Raw genomic sequence first — 16,629 nt, 5'->3', positions numbered from 1 at the left:
GTACGCGAGCGGACGGCAAAAAAAGCAGCGTCGCTCTCCGTAGAAAGCGGCGCTGCTCGGAAGCTTCAATTTCCGGTCGAGCCGGATGTTCCAAAAGCGGCGAGCAGAAACCGGTACGCCGCATACGTCCAGACGCCGAAGTCATGCTTGCCGCCCGGCACGATCTCGCGCAGCAGCGAGCCTAGCCGCTCGCCCGCCGCTTCCTTCAGCCCGTCGAGCGCCTCCTCGAAGCTCGACTGGACGAGCAGGTCCTCGTCGCCGCATACGAGCATAAGCTGGCGGACCGCGAACCCTGCGGCGCGGATGCTCGCCCCGAGCCTCTGCCCGCCGCTTGACGTAGGCGCATTGGAAAACGCGCCGACAGCCGAGAACAGGTCGGTCATGCCCGGAGCCGGCACGGTCGGCACGAGTCCGTTGCCGTAGCGGCTCGCGCCGCCTGCGAATACGGCCGAATCGTGGCGGAAGCCGCCGAGCCCGAGATTGAGCGCCTGCATCCCGCCCATGGACAGGCCGGCCAGCGCGCGATGGCTCCGTCCGCCCTGCCCGTCACCGCCCGGCACGCCGCTTGCCGCCGCGGCTTTGGTCCGGTAGCGGGCGTCGATGAAGGGGATCAGGTCATGCCGAAGCTCATAGTCGAAATAATAAAAGCCGAGCATGTTGGTCCCCTCCGTGTTGAAGGAGCGGTCCGTCCAATCGACCGCGCTGCGTCCGTTCGGAAAGACGACAATCGTCGGCGGGATGTCTCCTGCCGCGATCAGACGGTCGAGAATCGCGGCGAGCAGCGGACGCCCGCCTGCTTGGCCGCTGCCGTCCAGCCACTCGCGGTGGTCGCCGCCTACGCCATGCAGCAAATAGAGGACGTCGCAGCGGGCGTCCGCAGGCGCTGCTTCATAACCCGCGGGCAAATAGAGGCTGCAGCGCTTGCGGATCGGCTCTCCGCGCACGACCTCCCTGCCGGCTTCCGCAGGATCGACGAATCTGGAGGAGACGAGCTGGCGGGCCGCATTGATGTAATGGCGCGCTTCATAATCAATTTCCTGGATCGAGCCCTGCCGGTCCGCCGGCAGCGGCTGCGTCAGCCCGTCCGGCACACCCGGCCGCTGCCCGTCCGGCCGCTCCCCGCCGCTCGCTTCCATCCGCCTACGACCAGTCGATTCCATGGGCCTCCAGCTCCTTTTTGAGCGCGCGGCTGGCGATGACGAACCGCTCCGCTCCGCTCTTTCCTTCCCACTCTCCTCGGGCCGGCAGATGAGGCTCGAGCGAGAGGAAGCCGGCATAGCCTTGCCCTCGCAGATGGGCGAGCAGCTCGCTCCACTGGCCGTCGCCTTCGCCGACGGGCGTCACCTGCCCGCTGCCCATCACGGCGTCTTTGACATGCACATAAGCGATATAACCGCTCAGCAGCGGGTAGGCGTCGTCCATCGGCCTGACGCCGCATTGCACGAAGTTCGCCGGATCGAACGCGGCCCGCAGGCGGTCCGAAGCGGCGCTCTCCAGCAGCTCGAGGCAGCGCTCCGCGGTGTCGCCGTAAATATGGCTTTCATTTTCATGCACCATCACGACGCCGGCCGACTCGGCCAGCTCGGCCAGCCGCTTCATCCGGCGCAGCGCCTCCTCGCGATGCTGCTCATGCTCTCCCTTCGGAATATAGAAGGAAAAGATGCGGACGAACGGAGCCTCGAAAAACCGCGCCAGCTCGACCGCGCGCCGAGCCCGCTGAACATGCGGCTCGAACGCCTCCCCGATGCCGATCTTGCCGAGCGGGGAGCCGATCGAGGACACGCCGAACCGTCGCTGCTGCAGCCGCTTCTTCACTCGCTCCGCTTCCTCGTCCGTCAGATCCAGCACGTTTTTGCCCAGAACCCCGCGCAGCTCGAGATAGCGGATCGATTCCGACTCCAGCACGTCCAGCTGCTCCTCCAGATCCGATGAGATCTCATCGGCGAATCCGGTCAACGTCATCCTTGCGATGTTCATCGCCCCCAGTCTACTTTTTCCAAACCTCGTTGATGGCGGCCTGGAACGGCTCCTTGTACTTCTCGATCGCCGTCGATACGGATACGCCCTGCATCAGCTCGTCGACGAACTCGTAGTACGGCATGCTCGGATAACCGTCCTTGCCGTCGACGACATTGATGCTTTCGCCGGCGATCTTCGCGTTGTTGATGTCGTCCTCGCTGCTGAACCAGGTTTCGAGCGAGGATTGCTTCGGATAGTCGTAGACGGAGTCGATGTCGTTCATCTTTTCATAGAGGTAGACCAGCTGCTCGGGATGCTCGACTCCGCTCGGGATCGTCAAGTAGTTCGGAATCGTCAGATGCGAATGGTACGCGGTCGCGCTCGGCCCTTTCGGGAACGGCAGGAAGCCGATGTCGTCCGTCATGTCCTTCTTGAAGCCGTCCATCTCATAGTCGGCGCCGGCGACCATCAGCGTATTGCCCTGGCGGAAAAACTGACCCGGCTCGGTCCAGTCCCCGCCCTCGGTCGGACGCGGGACCTTCTCCGTCACAAGCTTCGAGATGAAGTCGAAGGTTTCCTTCGATTTCGGATCCTCGAGGTTCTGCTTGTCGTCGATGACCAGGTTCGCCTCGTTCGCCGCCAGCGCCTGAATGACCATCGAGGCGCTGGCCAGCCCCCATGTATCCAGCTTTCCGTCATTGTTCGTGTCCTTGTTGCCTTGCTTGGCGACGTCGATGAACGTGTCCCAGTTCCAGTTGTCCTCGTCAACGTATTCTTGCAGCGGCTTGAGGCCGAGCTTGTTCATGAGCGTGCGGTTGTAGAAGATGCCTCCGGCGGCGCCCGCGCCTCCCGCCCGGAAGCCGTAGCCTCTGCCCTCGAAGCTCGAATACACATTCGTGTATTGCGGGAGGAACACGCTTTCATTTTTCGTGTACTCGTCGACCGGCGTGAACAGCTCCTGCTGCACCAGCGTCGGAATCATCCAAGGCCTGGCCACGCGGACGATGTCGCCGATCGGCTCGCCGGCGAGCAGCGACGCCGTCACTTTATTCGAATATTCGCCGTAATCGACCGTCACATATTCGATCTTGAAATTGTGCTTGGCCATCAGCTCGTCGAGCTTCTTCTTGCGCTCGATATTGTCCGGATTGTCTTCCTTGATCGACTCGTCGTACCACGACGCCCATTTGATCGTGCGGCCGCCCATGTCGAAGTCCATCTCGGCCGTGCCGGACGGCTCCTCGGCCGCGGCATTTTCCGCCGGCCCGCTTGGCGCCGGACTCGCAGCCGGCGCATTCGTGGCTCCGCCTGCCTGGCCGCCGTTTCCATTGCCCGAGCCGCTGCTGCAGGCGGACATGAGCGCGAGCAGCAGGCAGCTCGCAGACAGCATCATCTTGCGATTGTAATTGTTGACCATGAACAATCCCCCTTTTGAATCGGCTGCATCTCCGATGCAGCGCTTTCAATACCCCTTGCGAAGACAGCTTTTCTTCATTTTTCGGGTCAGATTTCATTCTTTTAGGTTGGCTTCCAGCCTATTCAAGCCTTGGGGCGCCGTCTATGTTCCGGAAGGCAGCGTCCGGGAAGCCTGCACGTTCAAGGTAACGCCGATGCATGCCTATCCGTTACACTTTTTTGGGCCGCGCCGCATCATGCCATTCACCTCCCCTTCAAGCCGGTGACCCGCAATGCCGTCACGCCGGAAATTCTCGGCTACGTCCGCGACTTCAACCAGGAACGGCCTGGCGCCGGCATCAGCCATCAGCCGCCGTCCGCCCGCTGACCTTGCGATAGCGGAAATAATCCAGGTCGGCGAAGCCTCCCGCATGCTCGGTCGCATAGCAGAACAGCCCGAAGCGGTAGCCCATGAAATGATGGAGCGTATACGCCATCTCCAGCGGCGGGCCAAGCCGCTCCCATGCCGCTCCATCCTCCGAATAGAAAAATTCCGCGATATCCTCTCCCTCCTCGAAGCGGCAGTCAAGCCGCAGAAAAATGCGGTCCTTGGCGTAAGGACGGCTCTCCCGCACAAGCTCCCCTCCGTCCTCGCCCTTCACCGCCATGACGACGCTTCGTTTCCCGTCCGCCTCCGCCCGCAGGCCGATCAGGCCGAACTGCGACGAGAGCGCGGCCAGTCCCGCCCGATCGCCGGGCAGCAGGCCGGCGGCGTCGAGCAGCACGCTCGCGCTGCAGGCCGGTCCTTCGGTCCGCTGCGTCAGCGTATTGCGGGCGTATTCGACGCTGCTGGCGAGCATGCCGGTCCGCAGCCGCAAATAGCCCGGCCGCTCGGTCACCGACCAGAGCCGCGGATCGGGATTATGGTTCCATTGCCAGAAAAGTCCGAGCCGGTCCGAGCCGTAGTCGAACTCGTCGCTTGCGGCAAGCGGCTGCGGCGCCGATGCGGGCAGCCCCGTCGCATAGGACAGCGGCGCCTTGGCATCGACGCCGAAGACCGGCCAGTCGTCCTCCCAGGTCACCGGCACGACGCACGGAACGCGGCCGACCGCGCCATGATCCTGGAACAGCACGGCATGCCAGCCGCCAAGGCCGTCGTCCACGATGCCGCCTTGGGCGACGCCGTTGTTGCGATAGCCGAGATCGTCGTCCAGCAGCTCGCGCCGCTCGTACGGTCCGAGCAGCCGCTCCGAGCGGTAGACGAGCTGGCGGCGCCGGCGATTTCCCGTGCGCGGCCATTCGATGAAGAACAGGTAATAGAAGCCGTTCCTCTGGAAAGCATGGCAGCCCTCGCAGCGCAGCCCGATGCCCTCGGACTCCGTCGCAAGCAGCAGCCGGTCGACGCCTCCCGGCAGCCGCGCCGTCGCATCGGCCGTCAGCTCCGTGATGCGGATGTCGCCGTTGCCGTGGATGACATAGACGCGCCCGTCGTCGAACAGCAGGCTCGGATCATGCAGCAGGCCGGGCATGACATGGCGCTCCCACGGACCGCGCTCGATGTCGCGCGTCCGGTACATGTAGAAGCGGTCCATGTCGTTGCTGGAAAAGCAGACATGGAACCAGCCGCCATGCTGCCTGAGGCAAGCCGCCCAGGAGCCTTTTCCGTAGATGCCCCGGCCGTCCTGCAGGCGATGGGCCTCGTTGTCCTCAAGCGTATCGTAGACGTAGCCGATCAGCTCCCAGTCCCGCAGGTTGACGGACTTCAGGATCGGACAGCCGGGCATCGAGTGCATGCTCGTGCTGACCATGTAAAAGGCGGAGCCGACGCGGATGACGCACGGATCCGGCACATCGGCCCACACAATCGGATTCGAGATGACTGCGCTCATAAGGATGCCTCCACGAAAATCGAATTCAACAAGCCGTCGATGCGCCGCGCTAGCCGACGATGCCGGTCCGCTCGATGCTCTCGACGAAGTAGCGCTGCACGAACAGATAAAGGACGATGAGCGGCAGGATCGCCAGCAGGATGCCCGTATCCTGGACCATGCTCAGATAGAACGGATCCGCCTGCGAAGCATCCCCGTCCTGCAGGAAGATGGCCAGGTTGTAGGGCAGCGACGAGAGCTGCGTCGACATGACCTTGCTCGAGGTGAGGTAGGTCGTCGTGAAGAAGCTGTCGTTCCACTGCCAGACGAACGAGAACAGCGTGACGGTGACGATGGACGGGACGGCGTTCGGCAGCATGATGCGCAGGAACGTCTGCACGACGCCCGCGCCGTCGATGTAGGCCGCTTCCTCGACCTCCTTGGGCACGCCTCGGAAAAATTGCCGGAAAATGAAGATGTACAGGCCGGCCTTCAACGAATTCGCCGTGATGCTCGTCAGGATGAACGGCCAATACGTGTTGAGCAGATTGACCGACTTCCCGGTCAGCAGCGGGACGATGCCCATCAGCGTGAAGTCCTTCAGATTGAGGTAGATCGGAATCAGGATCGTCGTTGGCGGCACCATGATCGTCAGGATGACGCCGGCGAACAGCAGGCCGCTGCCCTTGAACTTGAGCCGGGCGAAGCCGTAGCCGGCCAGCGCGCACGAGGCTGCGGCCAGCACCGTCGTCAGCAGCGACAGCGAGAAGGTGTTGAGCAGCGTATGCCAGTAATCCATGATTGAGATGGCCTGCTTGAAGTTGTTCCAGGAATAGGTTTCGGGTATCCACACGACGATCGGCGAATACAAGTCTTTTTTGTCCTTGATCGCAGTCGAGATCTTTTGAAGGATCGGATACAGGATGACGAACGACAGGCCGACGATGAGCGTCAGCCGGACGATGGACCATGACCAGCGCTTCCAGCTTTCCAGCGAAAACAAGCGGGCGGTTGTCACTTGGCTCTCACTCCCCTACTCTTGATAGAAGACCCGCTTGGAGACGATGTAGACGCTGAGCAGCAGAATGAGCAGGATCGAAGCGAAATAGATCCATGCCATCGCCGAGCTCAGGCCGAAGTTGAAGGTCGTGAAGCCGGTCTCGCGGATCAGGTCGGTCATATTGTTCCTGGCGAAGGAATCGATGATCGTATAGACCAGGTTCACCAGGATGAGCGGGCTGACCATCGGAAACGTAATCTTCCAGAACGCTTCGTAGCCCGTCGCGCCCTCCATCTTGGACGCCTCGTACAGCTGCGGCGAGATCGACTGGATGCCGGCGAGAAAGATCAGGATCTGCACGCCCGACTGGCTGACGATCTCATAGATGCGCCCGACCGCTTCCGTCAAATAAAGGACAATCGTCTCGTTGACGCCCGAGCGCAGCATCAGCCGCGCGAGCTCGTAGGCTCCGAACGAGTTCATCAGCCCGCCGGCCCCGGCCGCCTGGTCGTTGACCGCCTGCACGAGGCTGCTCGACTCCAGCGTCATGATGACGCCGGACGACAGGATGACCGGCAGGAAGAAGATCGAGCGCGCGATCGACCGGCCGAGGAACTTCTGGTTCAGCAGGACGGCCAGGAACAGGCTGAAGATGATGATGAGCGGCACGTTGACGACCATGTTCACGATCGACTCCGTCAGGATGCGGTTGAAGCTCGTATGGACGGTCAGCGCGTTGACATAGTTGGCGAAGCCGGCATAGGTGACGATGATGCCCTTGGAGTTGGCCTCGATCGTGCTGAGGCTGTAGCGGAACGACGTCAGGAACGGCAGCAGGAAGAAAAAGATGAATCCGAGCAGCCAGGGCAGCACGAACAGAAACCCCCACATCGCCTTTTGCTGCGCATAGGAACGCGTCCTCCATCCGATCCTCATGCCTGTCCGCCCCCTGTCGCATAGCTTCGCGCCTCGATCGTCCTGCCTTCGGCCTGCACCGGATGCGCGTTGTAGTTCACGATGACGGCCAGGCCGCTGCCGTACTCCGTCCGATATACGCCGTCCGCCAGCTTTTCATGGCCGACGATCGGGCTTTGGCCGGCCGGCCCGAGCGCCTCGTTCACTTCCTCGTACATCGCGGCGGCCTTGTCGAGCCACATGCCGTAGTTGACCGCGTACAGCCGGTGATAGTCACTGTCCTTGACGCTGCTGTTCGGCGCATAGATCCACTCGAACGAGACGCCCGCGCCGTACTCGATGCAGCGCAGCACATACAGGCGGTCATCCGTGTACGAGGACAGGTTGAACGGCCGGCCGGCGTAGCGGACCGAGCCGCGCACGACCATCTGGTAGAACGGAATCTCCTCGTCCTCCAGCTTGAAGCTGCTGTCGCCCATCGGCGCATGCGTCACGTCGGTCAAATACGGCAGCGCGTAAACGTTGCCTCCCTCGCCCATCATGCTCAGTCCGCGCTCCCGGAATTGCTGCAGCGCATCCAGCGAATAGCGCTCCGACTCGGTGCGGTCGATCTGATCCCGCTTGCGGTAATCGCTGTTCAGCTGGCTGGCCAGATCGGTCAGCGCGACGCCTCCGGCTCCGCTGTCCTTCAGGCTGTCGGCAAGCGTGCCCGCATAGCTCGGCGCGAACCGAGGCGAGACGACGTAGGACGGCTCCTGAGTGCGGTCGCGCCGATTCAGCGCGAGGTCGAGCGGATAGACGCGGGCCGGCACCGCGCGCAGCGTCCGGGCGGCGTCATCCGACTCATCGAAGCCTTTGGTCGTGCGGGCGACAAGCAGCGCGGCGGCCGGATACAGCTCGATCCCCTTGGCCTTGGCGAAGGCCGCGAAGCTCTCCAGTCCCTTGGCTCCGCCGACGGCCCGGTCGACCGAAACGCTCGACGGCACCTTATGGTCGAGACCGCCGTTGAACCAGCCGTCGTACTTCAGCCTGATCGAGCTGATGCGGCGCTCCTGCAGCCGCTCCACGATGTCCTCCGCCTGCTTGAACGTCGTCAGCGGCACCTGCGCCTCATAAGGAATGCCGAGGAGATGCTTCTTCTTGGAGATGCTGCCGACCAGCTGCAGGTAGAACGGCATGTCCTCGGCCTTCGCTTCGGCCGGCTTCGCCAGCGCGCCGCCGTCCAGCAGATAGCTGCGGTAATACCGCGCCATGCCTTCATAGGAGGCGTCCTCGCCGCTCAAAAAGACGTACCGCACCTTGAAGTCGCTTTTCATCGGCGCTTCCTGGAATTTCGGCAGCGAGCGCTGCTGTCCGTTGGCGTCGAGCGTCACTTCTCCCTTGTTGATCACATAGAAGCTCGGATAGACGTTGTTGTAGCTGTTCAGCCGTCCGCTTACATCCGCCTTGACAGCCGCGGCCGCAGCGCCTTCCTCGATGATGCCGAGGAACGCCCCCTTCTCCTTGATCAGGCCGAATACCGGCAGGCGGACCGGCTGCTCGCGGGCGTCGTCCTCGATCCGCTCCATCGTCTGGTCCGAGCCGTACACCATCTGCTGGTATGCCGGGTATTTGGCCTTTCCGTTGTTGAAATGGATCAGCGAGCCGGAGCCGTCCGGCACGAAGATCGAGCCCTGCTCCCGGGCGCTCCCCGCTCCGAAAAAGCTCAGCACGGAAATCGTATTCACCGGATAGGCCGCCGGAAACCGGATCTCGCCGACCGGCACATGCACGAGCAGCGAGCCCTCCTCCAGCGTATAGTTCACCGTCGCTTGGAAGACGCGCGGCGCGGCCTTCTCCTGCGTGAAGCCCAGCTCGGCCATGTCCTGCTCGAGCAGCTCCGGCGTATAGCCGGCCGTCTCCAGCGCCTGCAGCGCGCGCGTGAGCTGCAGGCCGTTCAAGGCGTCGTCGTTCCGCTCGAACACCGCCGTCTCCTTGTTTTCCGTATAGGCGATCTTCAGGGCGCGCTTGCCGGTATTGTCCAGCTTGGCGCTCAGCTCCTCCATCCGCTTGGCGCTCAGCCGCAGCGGCACGTCCTCCGCTGTTTTCTGAGCGGTGCCGAACTGGTAGGTGACGCTGACGCCGCCGTCGATCTTCTCCATCCGGAGCTGCTTGTGCTTGACGCTGTCCGTGAACGAGTTGATCGAGCTGATCTGGCCGAAGCTGTTGTAGAAATCAAGCTGCAGCTGCGAAGACAGCAGCTCCTTGTTGATGCCGGAGGCGAGCGGATCGGCGTCCGCCTCGGCCGGATTGCTGCGCCAGATCTCTCCCGACGCCTGATCGAGGACGGCGATCTCGCCCGTCTCGTCGTTCGCCAGCAGGCGCAGCCTGCCGTTCTCGGCGACGCCCTTCATCCCGCTCAGCCGGCTGTCGGCGAAGGACGCCTGCAGCGGCTTGCCCTTCGCGAACGCCTCCACAGCCGGCGCTTCCTGCCCCGCTCCGGCATCCGCGCCTTCGCCGGAGCAGCCTGCCGCCAGCAGGGCGGCCGCGATCGCGCCGGCAAGCAGCGCTTTTTGGATCTTGCTCATGTCCACCCCTCCTCTCTCTCAGCCGCGAAGCGCGATCTCTTGATAGATGATGCTGACGAACGACACGATCTGCTGGATCAGGCTGAAGAACAGCAGACAGAGGAACGCCATGAAGCCCATCGCGACGAGCGTCAGGATGATCATGCCGATCGTTTTCATCGGCGAATATTGATGCACGGTCATATTTCCGACGAACAGCAGGAACGCCGACCAGAGCAGCGCCACGCTCGTGGAGAACCGATAGAACGGGACCTCCTGCAAGGAGATGACGTTGCTCAGCCAGATCCACGGGAAATGAATGACGACGAGCGGCGCCAGCGCGAAGCAGGTCGAGGCGAAGATGTCGCGGAATTTTCCTTCGCCGTCCATGAGGGTCGTCAGCGACCAGTTGGCGACGCACCAGAACAGCACGGGGACAAAGACGTAGACGATCTCCATCAGGCTGTTGATGCTGTCCGGATAGACGAGGTTCACGACAAAGCCGCTGTACTGCGTCTGCAGGATGTTCGTGAGCGCCAGCAGGCACAGGATGGCGAGCGACAGGATCAGGTTCAGCCTCCGGCTTCGCTCGTACTTGAGGTCCCAATAGCCGTTGAACGGATGCAGGATGACATAAAACGGATAGCGCAGCGCTTCACGATTCCATTGCCGCAACCTTTCCCCCTCCTTTCGCCTTGCGGTATTTGCGGAATGCGACATAGCCGGCCGCCAGCGCGAGCAGGACGCTCATGATCGTCGCGAAGTGGCTGCGCAGCACCTGCTTGCGGTACAGCAGGAAGCTTTTGGAGTAGCCCTCCTGGTCCATGCTCTGCTTGAAGTAGGCCATCGACTCCCGATAGTCCCCTTGCCGCAGCAGCGCCTTGCCGATGCCGGAGTAGGCGAACTCGAGATTGGCGTTCATCTGGATCGTCTGGCGGTACTTCTCGTACGCCTGCTCCTCGTCGCCGCGATAGTAGCTGCGCACCGCTTCGTTCAGCGTGCGCCCGTATTCCGTCGTGCGGAATACGGTCAGCTCGCCGAGCGCTTTGTCGAGTACGAGAAAGTCCTCGCCGAGCCGATCGACGGCGGTCGGGTTTTTGAACTCCCCGAGCTGGTTGCCGATCCCGCCGAACACATACATGAAATGGCCGTCGCCGTTGTAGGTGAAGATCCGTCCGCGGCTCGCATCGAGGATGGAGTACATCTCGCTGTCGCCGACGTCGATGTCGACGAGACGGGCCGGCCCGTCCTCGATCGTGTAGTAGATGTCGCCCTCCGGGGCGAAGTAGCCCTCCCGGCGCAGGATGTCCGTCCCTTGCGCGTTCAGCTTGCGCACGCTGTCGGTCACCTGGCCGTTCGTCGCGTACAGGAAGCCTTCCTCGTCGATGTCGAGGTTCGTATATTCGGTCGGCGTGAACATGACCATCTGGCTGCGCTGCGCCTTGGTGGACAGCATTTTCCAGAGATGGTCCATCGGGTTGAAATAAACGCGGTTGGCGCCGATGAACGACGTGAAGTCTCCGCTCGAGCTGAACTCCATGAAGCCGTCGAACACGCCGGCCGCCATCACGTACATCCGCTGCGCCTTGTCGACGACGACCCGCACCGGGGAGAAGGAGAACCCTTCGGCGAGAAACTCGGAGGTCGGATTTTCGACGACCTGCCGCAGCCCGCCCTCGCGGTCGAGCCGAACGACCCGCTTGTGGCCCGTATCGGCGACGACAAGCTCCTTGTCGTCCGTGACGAACAGCCCCTGCGGATTCGAGAACGTCTCGCGCTTGCCGTCCCGCTCGAACGAGTCGATCACCCGATCGAGCTTGAAGCCGGGACCGAGCACGAGCACCCGGTTGTTGCCGGAGTCCAGCAGGTAGATCTCTCCGTCATCGGTCACATGCAGATCGCTCGGCTCCTTCAGAGCACCGGCGCCGAGATCGTCTCCGCCGAGCAGCTCCGTCGCCTGATAGGCGGCCGGCGCCGACACCGTGTCTCCCCAGAAGGAATAATTGTAGGAGCCCGCCGTATCTTCCGCTCCTGCGATCCCGCCGCCGAGACTGGTCCCCAGCAGGCAGGCCGCGGCGATCAGAAGATGGCTCTTGGTCCTTCGTAGCAATGCCAGCATCGCGCAACGGCTCCTTTCTATTCTTTCATCCCGGAGGTCGCCATCGTCTGGATGACGCTGCTCTGGGAGAGGATGAACAGCGTGATCGGCACGATCATCAGGATCAAGGCGACCGCAGCCCCTACGCCCGCCCGCGCGATTCCGCCCTGCGTGATCTGGCCGAGCGCGTAGTGAAGCGTCTTCAGGTTCTCGCTGTAGATGAAGCTGCCGCCGTCGGTGCCCCACAGCATCGGGAACTGCAGGATCATGAGCGTCAGCCAGGCCGGCTTGACGTTCGGCATGACGATCGTCCAGTAGATCCGGTACTCGTTCGCTCCGTCGATCTTGGCCGCCTCGATGAGCGCGTCGGGAATCTGCTCCATGAACTGCTTCATCAGGAACAGTCCGAGCGGAAAGGCGAGCGCCGGCACGATGATCGACGCATGCGTGTTGATCCAGCCGAGCCACGACATGACCATGTAGTTCGGAATCGCCGTGACGTGGCCCGAGAACATCAGCGACAGGACGACGATGGAGAACAGCGTCTTGCCGCCGGGCATCTTGTACTTGGCGAGCGGATAGGCGGCGGCGGACGCGAGCAGGATATGTCCGGCCGTGCCGACAAGCGTGATGAGCAGCGTATTGCCGATATAGCGGGACAACGGCACCCACGAGCTGCCCATCAGGGCGACCAGGTCGTAGAAATTGTCGAAGGTCGGATTGCTGACGAGGACGCGCGGCGGGAAGATGAACAGCTCGTCGAGCGGTTTGAAGGCGTTGTTGATCGCGTAGACGAGCGGCAGCGCCATGAAGGCGCCGAACACGGCCAGCAGCGCGAACAGGAGGAAGCTGACCGTCAAGGAGCGGTTCAGCCTTTTCGGCGCCCGCAGCGCCGGGATCATTTTCATGCTCATCTCACTCCCCTACCTTGCGCAGCAGTTTTTGCGTCAGCATGTTCGTGCCGATCATGATCCCGAACAGCACGGTCGCGATCGCGGAAGCGTAGCCCATCTCGAAGCGGATCGTGCCGTAGTCCATCAGATGCGTCACGACGGTATGCGCCGCGTAGTTGACGCTCGGGAAGCCGGCCAGCGCGATCGAGATGTCGGCAACCGCGAACGAGGACGTGATCTGCAGCACCGCCCCGAACAGCAGCTGCGGCCGCATCGACGGCAGCGTGATGAACCACAGCTCCTGCCAGCGGTTGCGGATGCCGTCCACCGCCCCCGCCTCGATCAGCGACTTGTCGATCGTCTGCAGGCCGGCGATGAAGGCGAGGAAGCTCGTGCCGAGGCTCAGCCACAGCTGCACGAGGATGACGATCGGCAGGATGTAGTTCTCGTTGGTCAGCCACTGGATCGGCTCCAGGATGAAGCCGTATTTGATGAGGAAGCCGTTCAGATAGCCGTAGCTGTCGCCCGAGAACACGATCAGCCAGATGAAGAACACGTTGCCCGAGATCGAAGGCGCGTAGAAGATGAGCGTCATGACCGCCCGCACCTTCGGCGACAGCTCGTTGATGATCCAGGCGAACAGGAAGCAGGCGACATAGCTGACCGGCCCGGTGATGACGGCGAACAGGAAGGTGTTCTTGAGCGCGATCATGAAGACGTCGTCGTTCAGCAGCAGGCGCGAGTAGTTCTGCCAGCCGACGAACCGCGGAAACTCCAGCATGTTGAAGTAGAAGAAGCTGAGGAGCAGCGAGAAGACGACGGGAATGACGGTGAAGAGGAAAAAGAGGATCATGTACGGACCCATGAGGATATAGGCATGCTTGTGCTTGCCTATTTCCTTGAGCGCGGGGCCGAGCCTGGACTTCTTCTCCGCCTTCCGGGCCAGGCCAGGCACGGCCCCGCTCGGTGTAGTCTCGGCTTGCATCGGACGTCGCCTCCTGACTAATACGGAAGGTTGAATTCCTTCCGCTTGATCTCGATTTCATCGTTGATGTAAAGCAGGTAGTCCGACAGCGCCTCGCGCGGGTTCTCCGCCTGGTTCACGACTTTGCGGAAGGCGTTGTCCAGATGGCGGCCCGTGAAGTAGCCGCCGGGCACCTGCGGGATGCCGCGCACCCACTCCCACTGGCTTTCCAGGTTGCGGTAGTCCTTGACCGGCCACGGAAGCTCCTCGAGCGCAGCGATGTTCGCGGTCGGATAACGGGCGGCCTCGCCCATCAGCCCTTCCATCTCGCGGCCGTAGGCGACCTGCGTCTCCTTGCCGGTCCACCATTTCATGAACGACCAGGAGGCGTCCTTGTCCTTGGCGTTCTGCAGCATCATGACGCCGGTCGTATGGCTCGCGACCTCATGGCTGACGCTGCCGTCCTCTTGCACCGAGCCCGGCACCATCGTGAAGTCCCACAGCCCCTTGATCTCCGGCGCCATGACCGTCAGCGAGTTGTAGGTCGTGTAGTCGGCGATGCCGATCGGCATCTCGCCCGTGCGGAACCGGTTCGGGAAGTCCGCGAGCAGCGGGAACTTGTAGTTCGTATAAAACTTCGTCCACGTCTTGAACGCGTCCATCGAGATGTCGGAGTCGAGGCCGCTCCGCTTGTCGTCGTCGCGGTAAAACTCGCCGCCATGCTGGAACAGCATCATCGAGAACGTCGCGTTCGGGACGAGCGTCGAGTTGTTGTTCACCGAGTCGATCGGCAGCCAGAACTCCATGTTGCTCTTCTGCAGCACCGAGATCAGGTTGTACACGTCCTGCCAGGTTTTGGGCGGCTCCAGCCCGAGGCTGCCGAGGATGTCCTTGCGGTAGAACAGCATCGGGAACGTCTGCTGCTCCGGCAGCGCGTAGAAGCCGTCCTGGAACGCATATGGGGTCAGAGCGCTGTCCCGAAAGCGGGAGGCGACCTGCTCGAAGTCGGCGAACTGCGTCAGATCGGCCGCTGCCGCGCGCATCGCATAGTTGACTGGCAGGTCCTCTCCGATCTGCATCGCGACATCCGGCCCTTCATCGGCCAGCGTGGCCGGCAGCAGGATGTTCGGCGGCACGAGCCGCAGCTTCACCGAGATGCCCGTGTCGGGCGTGAAGCTGTCGTCGATCAGGCTTTTCAGCACTTGCGCCTGGTCGCGTCCGGTCGTGATCCATACCGTGATCGACCGGCCGGAGTCGCCCGTATTGCCGATGCTGTCGTAATCCTCGGTGTACGAGGCGACGAATCCGCCCAGCTCATGCCTCGCCTTGTCCAGCAAGGTCGCCGCCGCATCCGGCAGCTTGCGGTCTGGCGAGCTGACGACGAGATAGTCGAGCGACAGCGGCTGCTCGCGCACGGTGAGGATCCAGGTGCCGAGGCCGCCGACATTGATCTTGTAGGAGCTCAGCCTGCGCGCGACCGTCTCCGGCTCGCTCTCCATCTCGCGAAGCTGGCGCACCATCGTATGGAGCACCGCGACCTTGTCGCTGACCTCGCCGGTCATCTCCTCGAGGTAGTCGGCGACGCTCTCGATCGTGTCCGCCTGCTTGCGGAACACCTCCGTCATTTCCGGAATGCGCTTCTCAAGCTGATAGTCCCGGTACGGGTCGGGCGTATTGGAGGTGATGACGAGAATCTTGCGGTAGATCTCGTTCAGCTGCAGCACGCTCGACTCGATCGTCTCGAGCAGCGGCGCCATCTGTCCGAGCGATACGGTCAGGCGGATGCGGTGCTTGCCTGCCGTCAGATGGAACAGGTACGGCTCCTCGGCGCCAAGCACCTGCATGCGCCAGTCCATGTCGAAGGGAAACGCGATCTCCTTCATTTCCTTGAATGGAACCTCGCCGTCGATCGTCAGGCTGCGCGTGCTGTAGACGCCGCGCAGCTGGTCCTGCTTGCGCTTGAGGGCGATCCGGTACAACCCGTCCGCCGGCACGTCGACCTCCCACTCGATCCATTGTCCCGGCAGCTTCCAGTTCAGGCCGCCGATCGCATTGACGCGGATCTTGGACACATCGTACGGCTCGACCGAAGGGCTCGAGCGGTCGGACAGCGGATACAGCGTCGGCGACGACTTGAGCACGGCATGCTCGGCCTGGATCTTCAGCTGCCGATCCTTCGCTTCGGCCAGCCCTTTCTCGGCGTACTCCTGCTTGAGCTCCGCATAAGTTTTGAGCGGCTGCTCCTGATAGAGCTCGATATAGTCGATGGCCATCGGCTCGCGCGCGGCGGTCAGCGTGAGCGTCTGCTCTCCTTGCTTGAAATGGAACCGGTACGGCTCATCCTCATAGCCCTCGCCGTCCTGGAGCGGCTCGAGCTGCCAGGCGGCCTTCTCGACCTGGCGCGGCCTCAGGTCGTTGCCCCGGTCGTCCCGGCGGACCGCTTCCTCGCGATTGCCCCAGATCCGGTACAGCGACAGCTTCTCCGCGCCGCGGAACGGCAGCTCGCCGCCCAGCGTCAGCTGCCGCTCAATCGCCGAGCTTTTGCCCTCGACCGGGAAATAATGGATCCGAATCTGGTAAAGGCCCGCTTTGTTCACGTTCACATTCCAGCTGATCGAACCCGTCTCGGGCGTGACGACCGCCGTCCCGTCCAGACCTTCATATCCTTGCTCGACCGTAAACCTGCCGCCCGCGGCATGCGAGAAGCTCTCGCCCTCGATCCGAATCGTCGCGTCCGGCCTCTCGTCCGAGGCGTGGCGTTCCAGATAGCGGCCGTAGCTCGCCTCATCCTGCTTGCCGACGATCGCCTCGAAGTCGCTCATCGCCTTCACGCTCGCCAGGCCGCTGCGGTCCGACGGGGCGAGCAGCCCGATCGAGACGGCCGCGACGATCAGCGCCAGCACGGCGATTCCGTATCTCTTTCGTTTCCGGGACATGATCTCTCCTCCTGTTGCGGCATCAGCCGAAGCGCGGACCGTTCCCTCCGCTTTG

At 62.7% G+C, this 16,629-nt stretch carries 12 protein-coding genes; all 12 read right to left on the bottom strand.

Translation table 11 applies throughout. From position 1 onward, the window contains the following. Positions 1 to 65: 65 nt before the first annotated feature. A complete protein-coding gene (locus tag GE073_RS12465) occupies positions 66 to 1,160 on the bottom strand; it encodes an alpha/beta hydrolase (RefSeq protein ID WP_228551461.1) in 1,095 nt (364 codons plus the stop codon). Then, positions 1,141 to 1,977, bottom strand: a complete 837-nt coding sequence (locus GE073_RS12460) for a sugar phosphate isomerase/epimerase family protein (protein WP_228551459.1) — start codon at positions 1,975 to 1,977, stop codon at positions 1,141 to 1,143. Before GE073_RS12460 ends, GE073_RS12465 begins: the two co-directional genes overlap by 20 nt. A 10-nt stretch (positions 1,978 to 1,987) precedes the next feature. Further along, a complete protein-coding gene (locus GE073_RS12455) occupies positions 1,988 to 3,376 on the bottom strand; it encodes an ABC transporter substrate-binding protein (protein ID WP_028597695.1) in 1,389 nt (462 codons plus the stop codon). Between the two features lie 337 nt (positions 3,377 to 3,713). Beyond that, positions 3,714 to 5,243, bottom strand: a complete 1,530-nt coding sequence (locus GE073_RS12450; protein WP_153783554.1) for a glycoside hydrolase family 43 protein — start codon at positions 5,241 to 5,243, stop codon at positions 3,714 to 3,716. A 49-nt stretch (positions 5,244 to 5,292) separates the two neighbouring features. Next, entirely contained in the window at positions 5,293 to 6,240 is a 948-nt protein-coding gene (locus GE073_RS12445) for a carbohydrate ABC transporter permease (RefSeq protein WP_153783553.1), read from the bottom strand. Positions 6,241 to 6,255: 15 nt separating this feature from the next. Then, a complete protein-coding gene (locus GE073_RS12440; RefSeq protein ID WP_228551457.1) occupies positions 6,256 to 7,158 on the bottom strand; it encodes a carbohydrate ABC transporter permease in 903 nt (300 codons plus the stop codon). Further along, positions 7,155 to 9,704: a DUF5696 domain-containing protein gene (locus GE073_RS12435; protein WP_153783552.1), complete on the bottom strand. Its 2,550-nt coding sequence runs from the start codon at positions 9,702 to 9,704 to the stop codon at positions 7,155 to 7,157. Before GE073_RS12435 ends, GE073_RS12440 begins: the two co-directional genes overlap by 4 nt. Positions 9,705 to 9,722: 18 nt before the next feature. Then, positions 9,723 to 10,358, bottom strand: a complete 636-nt coding sequence (locus tag GE073_RS12430; protein WP_028597690.1) for a Yip1 family protein — start codon at positions 10,356 to 10,358, stop codon at positions 9,723 to 9,725. After that, entirely contained in the window at positions 10,339 to 11,802 is a 1,464-nt protein-coding gene (locus tag GE073_RS12425) for an NHL repeat-containing protein (protein WP_153783550.1), read from the bottom strand. Before GE073_RS12425 ends, GE073_RS12430 begins: the two co-directional genes overlap by 20 nt. Before the next feature lie 17 nt (positions 11,803 to 11,819). Further along, positions 11,820 to 12,695 carry a carbohydrate ABC transporter permease gene (locus GE073_RS12420; RefSeq protein ID WP_028597688.1) on the bottom strand — a complete coding sequence of 292 codons (876 nt, stop codon included), beginning with the start codon at positions 12,693 to 12,695 and terminating at the stop codon, positions 11,820 to 11,822. Position 12,696: 1 nt separating this feature from the next. Further along, entirely contained in the window at positions 12,697 to 13,659 is a 963-nt protein-coding gene (locus tag GE073_RS12415) for a carbohydrate ABC transporter permease (RefSeq protein ID WP_101809135.1), read from the bottom strand. Positions 13,660 to 13,676: 17 nt separating this feature from the next. Next, positions 13,677 to 16,574 (bottom strand): extracellular solute-binding protein, encoded by a 2,898-nt coding sequence (locus GE073_RS12410; protein WP_153783549.1) that lies wholly within the window; start codon positions 16,572 to 16,574, stop codon positions 13,677 to 13,679. Positions 16,575 to 16,629: the final 55 nt, after the last annotated feature.

This window comes from Paenibacillus sp. B01 (assembly GCF_009649995.1).
In the GTDB taxonomy this organism is placed as follows: domain Bacteria; phylum Bacillota; class Bacilli; order Paenibacillales; family Paenibacillaceae; genus Paenibacillus_O; species Paenibacillus_O pasadenensis.
Note: the sequence above shows the minus strand (reverse complement) of the source record. Positions and strands in the feature narration are given on the sequence as shown.

Excerpts from the sequence above, each read along its gene's own strand:
- GE073_RS12465 (WP_228551461.1), bottom strand. The coding sequence starts at position 1,160 with ATGGAATCGACTGGTCGTAGGCGGATGGAAGCGAGCGGCGGGGAGCGG.
- GE073_RS12460 (WP_228551459.1), bottom strand. The coding sequence starts at position 1,977 with ATGAACATCGCAAGGATGACGTTGACCGGATTCGCCGATGAGATCTCA.
- GE073_RS12455 (WP_028597695.1), bottom strand. The coding sequence starts at position 3,376 with ATGGTCAACAATTACAATCGCAAGATGATGCTGTCTGCGAGCTGCCTG.
- GE073_RS12450 (WP_153783554.1), bottom strand. The coding sequence starts at position 5,243 with ATGAGCGCAGTCATCTCGAATCCGATTGTGTGGGCCGATGTGCCGGAT.
- GE073_RS12440 (WP_228551457.1), bottom strand. The coding sequence starts at position 7,158 with ATGAGGATCGGATGGAGGACGCGTTCCTATGCGCAGCAAAAGGCGATG.
- GE073_RS12435 (WP_153783552.1), bottom strand. The coding sequence starts at position 9,704 with ATGAGCAAGATCCAAAAAGCGCTGCTTGCCGGCGCGATCGCGGCCGCC.
- GE073_RS12425 (WP_153783550.1), bottom strand. The coding sequence starts at position 11,802 with ATGCTGGCATTGCTACGAAGGACCAAGAGCCATCTTCTGATCGCCGCG.
- GE073_RS12420 (WP_028597688.1), bottom strand. The coding sequence starts at position 12,695 with ATGAGCATGAAAATGATCCCGGCGCTGCGGGCGCCGAAAAGGCTGAAC.
- GE073_RS12415 (WP_101809135.1), bottom strand. The coding sequence starts at position 13,659 with ATGCAAGCCGAGACTACACCGAGCGGGGCCGTGCCTGGCCTGGCCCGG.
- GE073_RS12410 (WP_153783549.1), bottom strand. The coding sequence starts at position 16,574 with ATGTCCCGGAAACGAAAGAGATACGGAATCGCCGTGCTGGCGCTGATC.